Here is a 16,390-nt window from a genome sequence, read left to right on the forward strand (position 1 = left end):
TGCGCTTGCAGGGTCTGTTGTACCCATCAGGCCTAAGCAAGAGCATATCAGTATTGAGCCATTCCCCCTACCTCCGGATTCCTTGCTTTCGTATACGTGACCTTGGTCACAAAGCAGGCCTTTTCGGTTCCTCCCCTGGAATAATCTACCGGCTCGTCTGTTGGTCAATGTGTAAGAAATTGAACACGATAATGGCGAAAGGGGCTGCTATGGCCAGCACCGAGACCGTGATGACTCGAACCAACGATACCTATGATGTCAAGCCGGCCGCACCCGGAGTGGAGCGCAATGCGCGGGTTCGTGATCTGACACCCGCCCAGCGTCGTGCCGTCGTCTTCGCCCAGCAGCAGGTGATTCGTGCCAAGGCCGCCAAGAAGGCCAAGGAGGAGCGCCAGGCCAACCTGAACAAGATGTGGATGGAGGAGGACGGCATGGAAGCCAGCCGTCAGCGGGCAGCCTCCACCAACGACGGCCGGGCCGTCACCCACACCGTCTCCCTGCGCGAGGCCCTGGGCCACGTGCTGCGCGAGCTGAGGACCAACGATCACAAGACCCTGCGTGAGGTCAGCGAGAAGGCGGGTGTGTCCCTGGGTTACCTGTCCGAAGTGGAGCGCGGCCAGAAGGAGGCCAGCTCCGAGCTGCTGAGCTCCATCGCCGACGCACTGGGCCTGGGTGTGCCGCAGACCCTGCGGATGGTGGCGGACTACCTGGAGTCCACTCAGGAGTAAGCATGTCAGGTCCAGCCGGTCGACCCGGCGGACCGCCCTGGAGGGCGTCCGGTTCTGAGGAACCAGGCGCCCTCTTCTGCTGACTGTCGGTTGCTACGGTAGAAGGAGCGTGACAGGGTGGGTCTTGGACGAAAGGTGATGTCGGGTGCGTGAACGGGAATTCTGGCAACTGCTGGAGGAGGTCTTCGGCCGGGTCTACGGACGCAGTCTGGCCCGTGACCAAAGACTGACCGCCTTGGATGCCATGACCGTAATAGAGGCACTGGATGCGGGCGTGGAGCCGCGTGTGGTCTGGAACGTGCTGTGCGATCAGATGGAGATTCCCGACTCCCGACGCTGGGGAAAAGACCACAATGCGCCGCCCATGCCGGCAGCCTGATCGGCGGGTTTTATCCTCCGCGAATTTATTTCCCATTCCAGGCGATTTTCGAACATTTGTTCGCATGGGCGGGTATACTGATACCCATGGTCCGGTGACCGCCGGCACGTTCGACCACATCGGGCGCCGGGACCGCAGACGGGTTCCGACGGCGGATAGGCTGTCAATCGTGAGGTCGTCAATCAGGATGTCGTCATCGTGAGGTCGGTTACTAAGAAGGAGAGCCATATGGCACGTCAGAGCAACAGTGGCAAGGCGAAGAAGGAAGAAGAAGGCGGGATCGACCCCCGCCGCCAGGCAGCCTTGAACACGGCCCTCGCGCAGGTGGAGAAGAGCTTCGGCAAGGGTTCGGCCATGCGGCTGGGCGACAAGCCTGCCCAGGATGTAGAGGTCATTCCCACCGGTTCCCTGGCCTTGGACATGGCCCTGGGCATCGGCGGACTGCCCCGCGGCCGCATCGTCGAGATCTATGGTCCGGAATCATCGGGCAAGACCACCCTGGCTCTGCACGCAGTGGCCAATGCGCAGGCCGGCGGTGGAGTGGCTGCCTTCATCGATGCCGAGCATGCTCTGGATCCTGAGTATGCCAAGAAGCTGGGTGTGGATACGGACTCTTTGATTGTCTCCCAGCCGGACAACGGCGAGCAGGCGCTGGAGATCGCCGATATGCTGATCCGGTCGGGCGCCCTGGATGTCATCGTCATTGACTCGGTGGCTGCCCTGGTGCCCAAGGCCGAGATCGAGGGCGATATGGGCGACAGCCACGTGGGTCTGCAAGCTCGTCTGATGAGCCAGGCTCTGCGCAAGATGACCGGTGCCCTGTCCCAGGCCAACACCACGGCCATCTTCATCAACCAGCTCAGGGAGAAGATCGGCGTCTTCTTTGGCAGCCCGGAGACCACCACCGGTGGCAAGGCCCTGAAGTTCTATGCTTCGGTCCGCCTGGATATCCGCCGCATCCAGACCCTGAAGAACGGCGACGAGGCAGTGGGCAACCGCACCAAGGTCAAGGTGGTCAAGAACAAGATGGCCCCGCCCTTCAAGGTGGCCGAATTCGACATTCTCTACGGGGAGGGCATCTCCAAGGAGGGTTCGGTTCTGGACATGGCCCTGCAGACCAACATCGTCAAGAAGTCGGGCTCCTGGTTCACCTACGAGGGCGATCAGCTGGGTCAGGGCAGGGAGAACGTCCGTCAGTTCCTCAAGGACAATCCCGGCCTGACCAAGGAGATCGAGGATAAGGTCAAGGTTGCCTTCGGCCTTATCCCTGCTCCCTCCGAGGACGACAAGGCCGATCAGGCTGATGCTGACCAGGGCAGTAAGGAAGACGACTCGGCTCCTGTCGACGTCAACGGTACTGTGCCTACGGCCCAGGCTGCATGACCCGATGATCTCGGCCGAGGACTTCCTCAAGGAAAATCCTGTCCGACTGGCTCAGGCCGAAGATTCTGCCGACTCCAGCACAGGGTCGAAGAATTCTCGGTCGGACAGATGCCAGGTAGACTCTGCGGGTACGCCTGCTCCAGCAGAGTCGGTGTCAGTCCTTGATTCTGCTCCCGAGCAGAAGGATGACAGCTTCAAGGAGGACAGCAGCCCAGTGCAGGCTGCTGTCTTGGGTCTGGGGCATGGCGCCAGGTTCGGAGGCAGTCTGGAAGATGCAGACAGTTCTGCCAATGCTGATATGGGTGATGAATCCCTGGCAGGTCGCCATTCCCATGGCCGCCGTTCTGTCCCTGGTTCCGATAGAAAGACCCGTCATCGTGGCCGTCGCCCACGTGCCGGAGGTTTTGGCTGCGGTTCCGCGCCTGCAGCCCCGCGAGCAGATGCCGATGACGCGGATGCTTGCAGGGAAGCTGCCCTGACCCTGCTGGATGCGGCAGCCCGTTCTAGCGGGGCTCTGGCCCGCCGTTTGGTCGACAAGGGTTTTGATACGAACGTAGTCGATCAGGTGATCGACAGGCTGACCAAGCTGGGCCTTTTGGATGACCGGGCCTATGCCCAGGATCTTCTGCGTTCCTGCCTGCATCGCACCATGGGGGAGCGGGGCGTGCTCTTGGAGATGACCCGCAAGGGTCTGGATCCGGGACTGGCTGCGCAGGTGGTGGCCCAGGCCTCTCGCGAGGGACTCTTTGTTGACTCCGCCTACGAGCTCGGCCGCAAGGTGGCCCGAAAGACTGCCGGGCTGGATCTCAAAGTCCGAAAACGGCGATTCTGGAGTGCTGGATCCCGCAAGGGCCACTCTCCCGGCCTCCTTAACCAGGTGGCGGCAGACCTTTTCGTCTCTGACGACCCTCTCGATTGAGTTGATTGCTGCTAAGGCACCACGCAGTAAAAGAGAAGATGAGACCTCTCATATACCCCGGGTTCTGTCATCGACCGGATCGGAATCCGGACGACGGATGGCCATCCATCTCGACCTGACGTTGCCGCCAGGCTCTAGCGGCCTACCCGAAGGCGGGACGAGCAGCCCCTGAATGCCTTCTGCTTGGCCTTGCTCCCGATGAGGCTTGCCATGCGGTCGGCGTTACCGTCGATCCGGTGGTCTCTTACACCGCCGTTTCACCCTTGCCCGCCTTAACAAGGCGAGCGGTCTGTTCTCTGTTGCGCTATCTCTCAGGTCACCCTGGGCGGACGTTATCCGCCATCGTGCTCTGTGGAGCCCGGAAGTTCCTCAGCCCTTTCCAGGAGGAGGGGCCGCGGCCATCCGAGAGGTCTCGGGGATACAGCATAGCGGAACTGAACGACCGGACCAGCGGTCAGGATTCCGCTCTGGCCTCAAGCTCAATCAGTGAGTCAGCCCTGCTCTTCGGATACAATCGGAAGCACAGTCGATGGTGACCAAGTCCGCCATCGCACCAGCGGCTCGTCCGCTCACAAGTGCAAGGAGATTCCCATGGAGATCGTCATTACCGGTCGACATACCCAAATCAAGCAGCGGCTCCGCGATGTCGTGGACAGCAAGATGAACAGGGTGACGGCCATCGCGCCCGATGCACAGCGCATCCAGGTCGTTCTGACACATGAAGGCAATCCCCGCCAGGCTGACAGCGCCAAGAGGGTGGAGCTCACGGTCCAGGCCGGCAAGACCGTGATCCGCGCCGAGGCCTCCAGCGCCGACGAGTTCAGTGCGCTGGACATGGCCTTGGACAAGCTGACCCAGCGTCTGCGTCGGGTCCGTGACCGCCGCAAGGACCACCGCCGCGGACTGGAGCATCCGCCCCTGCCCGCCGATCTGCCCGTGGATGACCAGACAGGCGATGAGGGCGATCAGGGCCAGGAGTCCAACCCAGACAACAGCGCCCAGAGCGCCGTGGCTTCGGACCTGGCGCCGGGCCAGTCGGTCGAAGTACAGGTGGGCGACACCCCCATCGTCATTCGCCGCAAGCTGCACATCGCCGAGCCAATGAGCATCGACGAGGCCCTCTACGAGATGGAGCTGATCGGCCACGACTTCTTCCTCTTCGTCAACAAGGAGACCCAGCGGCCGTCAGTGGTCTACCGTCGGCACGGTTGGAGCTATGGCGTCTTCGAGATCGATACGCCTGAGCATGTAGGCCAGAAGAAGTAAGCGCAAAACGGATACTGAACTGTGGGGCGATTCCCCGGCGGCAGGTTGGCCCGGCCTCCGGAGAATTGCCCTTCTTCAATGACCGACCTGGTTGCCGAGGCCGCAGCCGGGTTTGTGGAACCATCGGTTTCGAGAAAATCGGTGCATTCGCGTAAGATAATCAAGGTCTGGGCCTACGTCAGCTGAGGGCGTGCGAAGGCCATAAAAGAACGGTAGGGAGCGCAACGTGGTAGCAGTCTTGGACAAGGTCCTCCGTATGGGCGAGGGTCGTCAGATTCGCAAGCTTCAGGGGGTGGCCAAGGCGACCAACGCCTTCGAGGATCAGATCTCGGCCATGAGCGACGAGGAGCTCAAGGGTCAGACGCCAAAGTTCAAGCAGCGACTTGAGAACGGCGAATCCCTCGATTCCCTGATGCCCGAAGCCTTCGCCACGGTTCGCGAGGTTTCCAAGCGCACCCTGGGCCAGCGGCACTTCGATGTCCAGCTGATGGGCGGAGCGGCCCTGCACTGGGGCAACATCGCCGAGATGAAGACCGGCGAGGGCAAGACCCTGGTGGCCACCCTGCCCAGCTATCTGAATGCCTTGGAAGGCAAGGGCGTGCACGTGGTCACGGTCAACGACTACCTGGCCTCCTACCAGAGCGAGCTCATGGGGCGCATCTTCCGCTTCCTGGGCATGAGCGTGGGTTGCATCATCACCGACCAGCGTCCCGCCGAGCGCCGCAAGCAGTACCAGGCGGACATCACCTACGGCACCAACAACGAATTCGGCTTCGACTACCTGCGTGACAACATGGCCTGGGACAAGGACGAGCTGGTCCAGCGCGGCCACCATTTCGCCATCGTGGACGAGGTGGACTCCATCCTGATCGACGAGGCTCGAACTCCTCTGATCATCTCCGGACCCGCCGAGGGCGATGTGACCCGATGGTACCGGCAGTTCGCCAAGCTGGTCCCCAAGCTCACCAGGGATGAGGACTACGAGGTCGACGAGAAGAAGAAGGTCGTCGGCATACTGGACCCCGGCATCACCAAGGTGGAGGACTACCTGGGCATCGACAACCTCTACGAGCCCGCCAACACCGCCCTGATCGGGTACCTGAACAACGCCATCAAGGCCAAGGAGCTCTTCCTGCGCGACCGCGACTACGTGGTCCAGAACGGTGAGGTCCTGATTGTGGACGAGCATACAGGCCGTCTGCTCAAGGGCCGCCGCTACAACGAGGGCCTCCACCAGGCCATCGAGGCCAAGGAGGGCGTGGAGGTCAAGGCCGAGAACCAGACCTTCGCCACCATCACCCTGCAGAACTACTTCCGCATGTACGACAAGCTGGCGGGCATGACCGGAACGGCCGAGACCGAGGCCGCCGAGTTCATGAACACCTACAAGCTGGGCGTGCTGCCCATCCCCACCAACAAGCCCATGATCCGCAAGGATCAGCCGGATCTGATTTACCGCACCAAGAAGGAGAAGCTGACCGCCATCGTCCGCGATGTGGCCAAGCGGCATGCCAAGGGCCAGCCCATCCTGCTGGGCACCGCATCCGTGGAGTCCTCCGAGGTGGTCTCCTCCCTGCTGGACGTGGCCGGCATCGACCATCAGGTCCTCAACGCCAAGCAGCATGCGCGCGAGGCTGCGGTCGTGGCCGTGGCAGGGCGCAAGGGGGCTGTGACCGTGGCCACCAACATGGCGGGGCGTGGCACCGACATAATGCTGGGCGGAAACGTGGAATTCCTTGCCGATCAGAAGCTCAAGGAGCAGGGTTACTCCTCCGACGACACTCCTGAGGAGTATGAGAAGCGCTGGCCCAAGATGCTGGACTCCGTCAAGGAGCAGGTCAAGGACGAGCATGAGGAGGTCGTCAAGCTGGGCGGCCTGTACGTACTGGGCACCGAGCGGCACGAGTCCCGCCGTATCGACAACCAGCTGCGCGGCCGCTCAGGCCGTCAGGGCGATCCTGGCGAGTCCAGGTTCTACCTGAGCCTGGAAGACGATCTGATGCGCCTGTTCAATACCGGGATGGTGGCTCAGCTCATGTCCAAGAGCCTGCCCGAGGGTCAGCCCATCGACAAAAAGAGCGTCTCCAAGGGTGTGCGCAACGCACAGAAGTCCGTGGAATCCCGCAACTACGAGATCCGCAAGAACGTGTTGAAGTACGACGATGTGATGAACAAGCAGCGTCAGGTCATCTATGGCGAGCGTCAGGCGGTGCTCAAGGGCGAGGACATCCACGAGGACATTCTCCGCTTCATCAGCGAGACCATCACCTCATACATCCGGGGTGCACAGAAGGGCTCGGACAAGCCCGAGGACTGGGATGCCGACGGGCTTTGGAAGGCGCTGGCCTCCGTCTACCCGGTCAGTCTTGACCAGGATGAGACCATGGACTCCCTGGAGGGTCTGAAGGGTGACAAGGCCGTCAAGGCTCTGGCGGACAAGTTGGTGGAGGATGCCGATTCCATCTACCAGCAGCGTGAGGACGAGCTGGGCGAGAAGGGCTCCAGGCAGCTGGAGCGCCAGGTGGTCCTCTCCGTCCTGGACAGCAAGTGGCGTGAGCACCTCTACGAGATGGACTACCTGAAGGACGGCATCGGCCTGCGCGGCATGGGTCAGCGTGACCCCCTGGTCGAGTACCAGCGCGAGGGCTACCAGATGTACAACTCCATGATCGACGCCATCAAGGAGCAGACCGTGCAGCTGCTCTTCAACGTGGACCTCAAGCAGATCGCGGCCAGCCAGGAGAACGAGCGGAGGGCCCGCGAGGAGCGCAAGGAGAACGAGGAGAGCCAGTCCCAGCCGGTCAACTACCAGGCGCCTGAAGAGCCTGATGCCGAGGACGAGACCACCGATATCGACGAGATTGCCGAGGAACATGACGAGGGTGCTCCGGCTGGCAGCATCCAGGAGGATTCAGAGGAGGATGCCTCTGAGGATGCCGCTGACGAGGGTGCTCCGGCCCCGGTCGGGCCTGCCCCTATCAGCCATGCCGAGGGCAAGGTCCCTGCCAACAAGAGGCCCAAGGCCGTAGAGGATCACTCGCCTTGGTCTGATGGCCGCACCTTCCCGGGCACGCCCCGCAACGCCCCCTGCCCCTGTGGTTCCGGACGCAAGTACAAGATGTGCCACGGCCAGAACGAGAAGAAATGACAGGTTCGCATAATCACTAGCGGCTTCTGCAGATAAGGTTGCCGATACATTTAGGGTTGCCGATCTGACTGACGGCCATCGCTCATAAGGGCGGTGGCCGTTTCCATATATTGGATTGCTTACTTTCATATATTGGTAGCAAAGTGACCAGAATATGGGATTGCCTTGTGCAGGGGAGGGGCAGGGCAGTAAACCTAGAGCAAACAGCGGGGCATCCAGCCCCGCTTCTTCAAAGGAAAAGAGTCATCATGCGGCCACTTAGCTGGAAATCCGTCCTGAACTCCTTGGTGTCCGGTCGGCACCTGAGCGCGGATGAGGCCGAGTGGTGCATGAACGATTTGATGGACGGGCATGCCGACCCTGTCCAGGTGGGAGCCGCCCTGTCCATGCAGTCCGCCCTGGGACTGACCAGCCCGGAGGTCGAGGGGGCTGCCAAGGCCATGGTGGGCCATGCGGTGCCGCTGAAGGTCAGCGGCGACGTGACCGACATCGTCGGCACCGGCGGCGATGGGGCAGCGACGGTCAACCTGTCTACCATGGGTGCCATCGTGGCTGCGGCTGCGGGGGTCAGGATCGTCAAGCACGGCAACCGGGCCGCATCCAGCAAGAGCGGCACTGCCGACTGTCTGGAACAGCTGGGTCTTCCCCTGGATCTGCCGCCCAAGGAGGTGGCTGCCATGGAGGATCGCTACGGCATCACCTTCGTCTTCGCCAAGACCTTCCACCCCGCCATGCGGTTTGCTGGGCCTGTCCGCTCGTCGCTGGGCATTCCGACCGTCTTCAACCTGCTGGGACCTCTGACCAACCCGGTCAACCCGCGCTATGTGGCCATAGGATGCGCCCAGCGCCAACTGAGCCCCATGATGGCCCAGGTCTATGCCTCTCGCGGTCAGGAGGGCATGGTCTACACCTCGGTCGAAGGCCTTGACGAGATGGCCCCCACCGGCCCGGTCTCCATCTGGGAGATCCACCAGGGCAAGGTGGAGGAGCGAACCTTCGACCCGACTCGCGAACTGGGTCTCGACCCGGTCAATCCGGAAGACCTACGCGGTGGCGATCCCGCCTTCAACGCCAGCGTCGTCAGGGACTTCCTGGCCGGCAAGTCGGTTCCTTCGCGTTCCACGGCCCTGCTCAATGCGGCCTCGGCCATCGTGGCCGACGGCACACAGATCGATGCCGGTCCCGAGGCCGACCTGAGCGTCCGGTTTGCCCAGGCCTACCAACTGGCTACCCAGGTTGTGGACCAGGGGAGGGCGGCCGACCTGCTGGCAGCCTGGATCCACGGAGCCCAGGAAGCGCAGTCCCGCTGCCGGCAAGAGGAACGGACACGCCGTCCGGTCCTGGTCTAGGTTCGCGGCTGCCAAACCTGCTTGGACCCCGCTGGCTGATGTTTCTGCCAGTGGGGTCCGAACGTATTGGTGGCCTAGATATGGCGGCACTCGGCATTATCGCCGGTAGTGCCGTTCGTCGTCATCGAAGAGCCCGCTTGAATCGTCGCGGAAGTTCTTCCGGTCGATAATCAGTCCTGCGATGCCTATCAGCAGGAGCAGTCCCGCCAGCAGGCCGGTCAAGCCGGACCAGCGGGGGATCAATATGGTCAGGAAGAAGCAGATCAGGCCCAGCATCGTCATGATCATGAAGGCCGCATGCCTTCTGCCCAGGTCGCTCAGATCGGGGTTGGGCGGCACAAAGTTCGACGACTGGTCCATGACCTCGTCGGTGTCCAGCCAGCTGCTGCCTTGGAAATCGCGCGGCCCGGAGCCGCCGACGAAGGAGTCGCGCTTCAGGTCCTCGGCCCTCAGCGCCGCCTTCTTCTCGGACTTTCGGGCCTTCTTTTCGAACTCCTTGGCCGTCCTGGACGATTCCAGGGAACCCAGCTCGTCAGCGTGCGAATTCAGAAAGTCCGCCCACTCCTCGTCCCCCTGTGAGGGCCCGGTTCCCGCCTCGCTGTTATACTGATTCCCGGCGTCGTTATGCTTGTGCTCGGTCATAGAACCATCGTAACCTCGGCCGCACGCATTCGCTACCAAGGAGTCTCTGTGCTGTACTGGTTCTTCGTCAAACTGCTCGGTCCGTTGGCGCGTACCTGGTTCAAACCGACCGTTGAAGGCACGGGGAACATTCCCAAGCAGGGGGCTGCCATCATCGCCTCCAACCATCTGGCCGTCATCGACGACGCCCTTCTGCCCATCACCTGCCCCAGGATGATCCACTTCATGGGCAAGGCCGAATACTTCAACGGCAAGGGGATAAAGGGCAAGTTCAAGAAGTGGTGGTTCAGCTCGGTCGGAGTCTTCCCCGTCGATAGGTCGGGCGGCTCCAAGTCGCTGGGAGCCATGGAAACGGCACGCTCCATCCTTGAACACGGGCATATCTTCGGCATCCATCCGGAGGGCACACGCAGCCCGGACGGCAGACTTTACCGTGGACACACCGGGGCGGCGCGGCTGGCCTTCGAGACCGGAACGACAGTGGTGCCCACCGCCATCATCGGCACCCGGCAGCTTCAGGAGCCCGGCCATGTGCTTCCGCATAAGGGCAGGACCAAGGTCATCTTCGGCAAGCCCATCACCGTGCCCTACGTGCCGGTCAACAGCCTCACCCACGAGGAGATCCGCAACCTGACCGACCGCATCATGCAGGAGATTCAGGAGATGAGCGGGCAGCGCTACGTGGATGTGTATGCCCAGGTCATCAAGGCGCATGAAAACAAGGAAGAGCTGCCTGACGACTGACCGCAGAGACAGGGCGGTCAGACCACAGTCAGGGTCACGACGGCCGGCGAACCGTCATCATTGACCACCTTGACCTGGGTGCCGGGGTTGGGGTCCTGGATTCGCACCGTGTGGGTCAGATTGCCCAGTGGCGCGGAGATGTTGACCTTGAGCCCGTATCCCTGCAGGATCTGTGTGGCCTCATCCTGGCTCTTGCCCTTCACGTCGGGCATGCTGATGAATTGCGGCCCCTTGGAGACCACCACGTTGACCGCATCGCCCCAGTGCAGCTGTTCCTGGGCCTGGTGGGAGGCGGAGATCACCTGGTTGCGGGGCACCGTGTCTGACCAGTCCTCGCTGTAGTTGACCTTGAGCCGGAGGGCTTCCAAGGCCGCCTTGGCATCATCTCTGGCCTTGCCGATGATGTCGGGCATGGCCACCGGCATCCGACCCTTGGACAGGACCAGACTGACCTTGGTATCATGCCGGGTCCTGGTTCCCGGGGCCGGTTCCACCGAAATCGCCGCTCCCTCGGGAATATCCATGGAGTACTGGTCCTTGGAGGAGTCATGGTCGACTCGGTCGAACCCGGCCGCCTTCAGGGCTTGCAGGGGGTCCTTGCCGTTGGAGGTGTCCGGCATGAGGATGTCCTTGGGCACTGTGGCCTGGCGAATCCCCTTGGAGACGGTCAGGCTGAGGCTGCCGCCCCGCTTGCTGATATGGGCTCCGACGGTATCGGGATCCGCGGCCATGATGGCCCCTTTGGGCACCTGGTCGCTGAAGTCGTAGTCGGTGTCGACATCGATGCCTGCGACCTTGAGTGTGCTGGCGTACCTGGCGTAGTCGGCGCCGATGACCTTGCACTCCTGATTCTCGGGGCAGGAGATGTCATCCGGCTTGGGAAGGGCGACATAGCTGCCCGGACCCAGGTAGTACCACCAGGCGCCACCGCCGCCTCCTGCCAGGGCCAGCATCAGCAGAACCACCAGCGCGATGATCAGGCCCCTATGCCGGTGCTTGGGTCTGGCCGTCTCGGCGCCTTGCTGCATGGTCTGGGCGGAAGTCGGGACGACGTTTGCATCGGCGGGGGATGCTGCCCGGTCCTGAGGCTGCAGGACGGTTGTGGTTTCGGCCCGGGAGGGGGTGTCCACGTCGTTGAGCCGATAGCGCCTGGTCGCTGCGTCCGCATCGGTTTCGGGCGGGGCGGGCACATTCAGGACCGTGTCCGAATCCTCCGGGTCGCTTGCTGCAGCAATGGTCTGTGTGGCTGCGTCTTCGGAATCGTCGCTGGGTGCCGTGGCTGCCTGCCTTGGCGGTTCGGTCATCTCAGGGTTGGCGGACCCGGGCTGTCCGCTGGCTGCGGCTGCCGCGGTCGCTGTGGCTGTTGCAGGCAGCACGTAGTCCATGGCCTGCCGGTCCAGTCCCCTGACCACCTTCCTCAGGCTCTCCAGGGCCTTGCCTGCGTCGTCCGGGCGGTTTTCCGGTGAGCGGTCGGTCAGCCCGGAGACCAGTGCGGCCACGGATGGGTCGATTCCCGGGCAGATGCTGGCCAGGGAGGGGACGTCCTCGTGGACGTGCTTGAAGACGATGGTCACCGGATTGTCGCTGGCGAAGGGGACCGTGCCGGTCAGCATCTCGTAGGCGATGATGCCCACGGCATAGAGGTCGCTCTGGGGGGAGGCCTCATTGTTCTCGATGGTTTCGGGGGCCAGGTAGGCGGCCGTGCCCATGAGCATGCCCGTGGAGGACAGGGTGGCCTGGGCGGCGGCGCGGGCCAGGCCGAAGTCGGTGATCTCCACGTGGCCGCGATCGTTGATGAGGATGTTTTCCGGCTTGATGTCGCGGTGGATGACGCCGGCTCGGTGGGCGGAGGCCAGGCCGTCCAGTATTTCGCCCACGATCCGCAGGGTCTCCTTCAGGGGATAGACGCCCTGCCGGGCCATGTCCCGCCGCAGGCTGATGCCGTGGACATACTCCATGACCAGGTAGTCCAGCCCCTGATCGACGCCGGTGTCGTAGACCTGGACGATGTGGGGGTTGGCGATGGCGGCCGCCGACCTGGCCTCCCGGCGGAAACGCTCCTCGAACTGGGCCCTGTGCGGTCCCTGGGCCAGCATGGTGTGCATGATCTTGACCGCCACATGCCTGGACAGCCGCAGGTCCAGGGCCTCGTAGACCGTGGCCATGCCACCTTGCGCAATCTCGCGCAGAATGCGGTAGCGCCCGTCTATGATCCGGTCGCTGGTCCTCTCGTCCGCTTCACTCATGCTCGTCTTGTCCGGCCCTCTGTACCTCGGAGGCCTGACCGGCCTCGGCATCAATGGAAGATACACGTTCATGATACCCGGCGGTGGTGGCAAGCGGCAGGAAGCGTCTGCAGGCCTTGAGGAAGACGGTTCGTCCCTCTGTCGACAGATGCAGATCATCGGCCAGGGCCTGGGCTCGGGCCTGGGCTCGGGAGGACAGACCGGCAATGCGTCGACGACTGGCTTCCACGGCCCCGCAGGAGCGCATCAGGTCACGGACCATATTCACCTGGGCGTCCTTGCGGCGTTCGGTCGGTGAATTGTAGAGTCGGCGGACCTCCTTGGCCTGACCAGGGCCGGCCATGGCCAGGGTGTCGGCCAGGAGGACGGTTCGCTTGCCCTCACGGATGTCGCCGCCCACGGGTTTGCCGGTGCGGCGGTCGTCGCCTGTCACATCCAGCAGATCGTCCGCCAGTTGGAAGGCCAGACCCAGATCCAGGCCCAAGGTGCGCACTGACTCTTTGTGCTCTTCCAGGTCTGCTCCGGCAGCCAGCAGGCCCAGGGCCAGGGGGGCCATGGTGGTGTAGGAGGCGGTCTTCCAGGCCATGGTGTGCAGGGCCTGACTGCGCAGGCGTTCCGGATCGTCCAGGGAAGCCTCTTCCATACCCATGTCCAGGATCTGGCCGGTGACCACGGCCGTCTGCATGGCTTGAAAGGCTCTGCCGACGGCCGATTCCTGAGGCAGGTCGGCAGCCGCCTGGAGGGCCATGGTTGTGCTCAGTGATGCCAGCAGGTCGCCAAGGAGGATGCCCAGGCCGGTGCCACGGGCATCGGGGCCTGCGGGGAGCCGGTCGCTTGGATCGTTTCCGGCGGCCGACCGGCTCAGGGCCAGATGGGCGGCAGGACGGCCCCGACGACGGGGGGAGCCGTCGATGATGTCGTCGTGGACCAGGGCGCTGGTCTGATAGACCTCCAAGGCGCAGGCAAGGTCCACTGCCGCCTGTTCACGGTCCGGATTCTGCTCGGATTCCAGAGCCCGCCAGACATCGCAGAGCAGGAGGGCGCGCAGTCGTTTGCCGCCACGGCCTGCCTCGATTGCCTGGTGGATGACCTCCTGCAAAGCCCCCTGTGAGGGGTTCTGATCCAGGGGATGGTCCGGTCCGGGCTCTGGAGCAGTCAGGTGGTCGCATTGGCTCCGGAGCAGTTCCTCCATGCGTTGTTCGACCCGTGCTGCAGTCACGCTCTTCATGTCTTAGAGCCTATCCGCATATCTGCCCAGCAGGCAGGCTGCAAGGCCCATGGCTGCAAGGACCATGGTGGATGGATGACCCCACTTGACCACATGATCGGCTGTGGCCTTCCTAACGGTTCCAACTGGTTCAGGATGGTGCCCAGGCTCCCCGGACCACAGACCGGGAGCGGATGGGAGGCGATGACGGCATGAACGATTCATATGAACACGGCATGACGAAACTGGTGGAGAACTATCGAGAGGGTCGACGACGATGGGGCGTGGAAGATGCTGACAGGCGATGGCTCCAGCAACCCTTGACAGACTGGACTGCCGGCTTGAGGGGGCAGCAGCAGGGGCACCCGCCTCTGGACTCCGACTCGGCGGACCGTCTGGCTGTGGCCATCAAGGAAACCCTGGCCATACGCGACGGGCTGATTCTGTCAATCCTGGCGCCTGAGCCTGGTCTGCATGCTGACCGGCTGCTGGACCTGTGTGTGCGTCCCAACGATGCGTCCAATGTGACGGTGCTCTGCAACATTCTGGATGCGGTCTTCAAGGACCCTGCCACGCGGCCGGACCATCCGCGTTGCCGGGCCGGGCTGGCCATGCTTCAAGCCATAGCTGATCAGGTTCCGCCGGGGTTTCGGTCCCAGCCCCTGGCGGTCGCGGCCTACGTCGACTGGTGGAATGGGGGATCCCGGGCATCCGGGTTCGCCGAGGAAGCTCTTTCCGACGACCGCTCATGCAGTCTGGCCGCCATCGTCCTGGCTTTGATCGGCCGCGGCATCGAACCGGCCTGGAGGCAATCGGGCTGAATCGGGAATAATCGTCCCCCTGGGGTGGTTCACTTAGTGAGTCTAAGATTTGACCTTGCCATAGCTGTGCCTTGAAAGCAGTGTCGGCGGGTGGGATGATCCAGGAGGAGAATTTGGCCACGAAGGACACCAAGTCAGCCAAGACAGCCGCAGTGGATACCGGGAAGGGCCGGACCAGTTCAACCGCCGGCAAGACCAAGACCGCCACCAGGTCCAAGACCAGCAGCAGCAAGGCGTCCCGCAAGACCGCAGCCCGCAAGACCGCCACTGCCAGCACTTCGACGGCCAAGACCAACCGTCGCCCGGCCTCCAAGACCAAGAAGAAGGTCGAAGAGGAGCCCATCCTGCAGCCGGAGGAGCAGGAGCCCGACGAGGACCTGCTCGAGGACCAGGAGGACGACGACCAGCTGGACAAGAGCGAGGATCAGCTGGAGGACGAGCCCGACGAGGACGATCAGGAGGAGGACGAGGCCCACCAGGTCGAGGATGAGGCCGAGGAGGACCGCAAGGCCGCCCATGCCCTCGCCGCCAAGGTCAAGGGCGCCTTCGTCGTCGACGATTCCGATGACGATGAGAATGTCACTCCCTCAGGCAACCCCAAGCGTCGTGTGGTCACCGCCGGCGCCACTGCCGATCCCGTCAAGGACTACCTCAAGCAGATCGGCCGCGTCAGCCTGCTGAACGCCGAACAGGAGGTGGACCTCTCCGAGCGTATCGAGGCCGGCCTCTATGCCCAGCATCTGCTGGACACCGAAGGCGAGGGCATGGACTTCAAGCGCCGCCGCGAGCTCAAGTGGGCCGCCAACGACGGGAAGAAGGCCAAGGACCATCTGCTGGAGGCCAACCTGCGACTGGTGGTCTCCCTGGCCAAGCGATACACCGGCAGGGGCATGCTCTTCCTGGACCTGATCCAGGAAGGTAACCTGGGTCTGATCCGTGCGGTGGAGAAGTTCGACTACACCAAGGGCTACAAGTTCTCCACCTACGCCACCTGGTGGATTCGTCAGGCCATCACCCGTGCCATGGCCGACCAGGCCCGCACCATCCGTGTGCCCGTTCACATGGTCGAGGTCATCAACAAGCTCTCCCGCGTCCAGCGTCAGATGCTGCAGGACCTGGGTCGCGAGCCCACCCCCGACGAGCTGGCCCGTGAGCTGGACATGCCCGTCGAGAAGGTCCAGGAGGTCCAGAAGTACGGGCGCGAGCCCATCTCCCTGCATACCCCTCTGGGCGAGGACGGTGACTCGGAGTTCGGCGATCTGATCGAGGACACCGACGCCATCGCCCCCTCGGATGCTGTGGCCTTCTCCCTGCTGCAGGAGCAGTTCCAGCAGGTGCTTGAGACCCTGAGCCCCCGCGAGGCCGGCGTCATCAAGATGCGTTACGGCCTGGAGGATGGGCAGCCCAAGACCCTGGACGACATCGGCCGCGTATACGGGGTCACCCGTGAGCGCATCCGCCAGATCGAGTCCAAGACCATGTCCAAGCTGCGGCATCCTTCGCGCTCGCAGACCCTGCGTGACTTCCTGGATCAGTGACCTCTGCGCCCGGCGGGGAG

Annotated in this window: 13 protein-coding genes and 1 other RNA gene; 10 read left to right on the forward strand and 4 right to left on the reverse strand. The window is 63.1% G+C overall.

The annotated features are described in order from the left end of the window. Nucleotides 1-209: 209 nt before the first annotated feature. From ACNAOV_RS03145 to ACNAOV_RS03160, 4 genes are all read left to right on the forward strand, one after another. A complete protein-coding gene (locus tag ACNAOV_RS03145) occupies nt 210-728 on the forward strand; it encodes a helix-turn-helix domain-containing protein (RefSeq protein ID WP_373637637.1) in 519 nt (172 codons plus the stop codon). A gap of 145 nt (nt 729-873) precedes the next feature. Continuing rightward, entirely contained in the window at nt 874-1,107 is a 234-nt protein-coding gene (locus ACNAOV_RS03150; RefSeq protein WP_015021655.1) for a DUF3046 domain-containing protein, read from the forward strand. Nucleotides 1,108-1,335: 228 nt separating this feature from the next. Next, nucleotides 1,336-2,490, forward strand: coding sequence for a recombinase RecA (gene recA / locus ACNAOV_RS03155; protein ID WP_416517927.1), 1,155 nt, complete (start codon nt 1,336-1,338; stop codon nt 2,488-2,490). Nucleotides 2,491-2,641: 151 nt separating this feature from the next. Further along, complete coding sequence (locus ACNAOV_RS03160; RefSeq protein ID WP_416517928.1) at nt 2,642-3,409, forward strand: regulatory protein RecX; 768 nt, start codon at nt 2,642-2,644, stop codon at nt 3,407-3,409. 36 nt (nt 3,410-3,445) lie between these two features. On the opposite strand, the gene rnpB is transcribed toward ACNAOV_RS03160, so the two are convergent. After that, nucleotides 3,446-3,823, reverse strand: an RNA gene (gene rnpB / locus ACNAOV_RS03165) — RNase P RNA component class A. A 177-nt stretch (nt 3,824-4,000) separates the two neighbouring features. On the opposite strand from rnpB, the gene hpf reads away from it, so the two are divergent. The 3 genes from hpf to trpD all read left to right on the forward strand — a co-directional run bounded on the left by hpf (nt 4,001) and on the right by trpD (nt 9,172). Then, entirely contained in the window at nt 4,001-4,675 is a 675-nt protein-coding gene (gene hpf, locus ACNAOV_RS03170) for a ribosome hibernation-promoting factor, HPF/YfiA family (RefSeq protein WP_416517929.1), read from the forward strand. Between the two features lie 226 nt (nt 4,676-4,901). Beyond that, entirely contained in the window at nt 4,902-7,823 is a 2,922-nt protein-coding gene (gene secA / locus ACNAOV_RS03175) for a preprotein translocase subunit SecA (protein ID WP_416517930.1), read from the forward strand. A gap of 248 nt (nt 7,824-8,071) precedes the next feature. Beyond that, nucleotides 8,072-9,172 (forward strand): anthranilate phosphoribosyltransferase, encoded by a 1,101-nt coding sequence (trpD, locus tag ACNAOV_RS03180; protein WP_339346631.1) that lies wholly within the window; start codon nt 8,072-8,074, stop codon nt 9,170-9,172. Nucleotides 9,173-9,268: 96 nt separating this feature from the next. Here the strand turns inward: trpD and ACNAOV_RS03185 are convergent, their stop codons facing one another. Continuing rightward, nucleotides 9,269-9,814 (reverse strand): hypothetical protein, encoded by a 546-nt coding sequence (locus tag ACNAOV_RS03185; protein WP_416517931.1) that lies wholly within the window; start codon nt 9,812-9,814, stop codon nt 9,269-9,271. 48 nt (nt 9,815-9,862) lie between these two features. On the opposite strand from ACNAOV_RS03185, the gene ACNAOV_RS03190 reads away from it, so the two are divergent. Continuing rightward, nucleotides 9,863-10,558 (forward strand): lysophospholipid acyltransferase family protein, encoded by a 696-nt coding sequence (locus ACNAOV_RS03190; RefSeq protein WP_198206440.1) that lies wholly within the window; start codon nt 9,863-9,865, stop codon nt 10,556-10,558. A gap of 17 nt (nt 10,559-10,575) precedes the next feature. Here ACNAOV_RS03190 and ACNAOV_RS03195 read toward each other — a convergent pair whose 3' ends face one another. Beyond that, on the reverse strand, nt 10,576-12,804 hold the full coding sequence (locus tag ACNAOV_RS03195) for a protein kinase domain-containing protein (protein WP_416517932.1): 2,229 nt from the start codon (nt 12,802-12,804) through the stop codon (nt 10,576-10,578). Beyond that, a complete protein-coding gene (locus ACNAOV_RS03200; protein WP_416517933.1) occupies nt 12,797-14,032 on the reverse strand; it encodes a polyprenyl synthetase family protein in 1,236 nt (411 codons plus the stop codon). Before ACNAOV_RS03200 ends, ACNAOV_RS03195 begins: the two co-directional genes overlap by 8 nt. Nucleotides 14,033-14,223: 191 nt before the next feature. On the opposite strand from ACNAOV_RS03200, the gene ACNAOV_RS03205 reads away from it, so the two are divergent. Both ACNAOV_RS03205 and ACNAOV_RS03210 read left to right on the forward strand, forming a co-directional pair. Beyond that, nucleotides 14,224-14,832, forward strand: a complete 609-nt coding sequence (locus ACNAOV_RS03205; RefSeq protein ID WP_416517934.1) for a DUF4192 domain-containing protein — start codon at nt 14,224-14,226, stop codon at nt 14,830-14,832. A gap of 113 nt (nt 14,833-14,945) precedes the next feature. Next, nucleotides 14,946-16,370, forward strand: coding sequence for an RNA polymerase sigma factor (locus tag ACNAOV_RS03210; protein ID WP_375537543.1), 1,425 nt, complete (start codon nt 14,946-14,948; stop codon nt 16,368-16,370). Nucleotides 16,371-16,390: the final 20 nt, after the last annotated feature.

Origin of the sequence: Bifidobacterium asteroides (assembly GCF_048001765.1) — a bacterium.
Lineage (GTDB): Bacteria > Actinomycetota > Actinomycetes > Actinomycetales > Bifidobacteriaceae > Bombiscardovia > Bombiscardovia asteroides_K.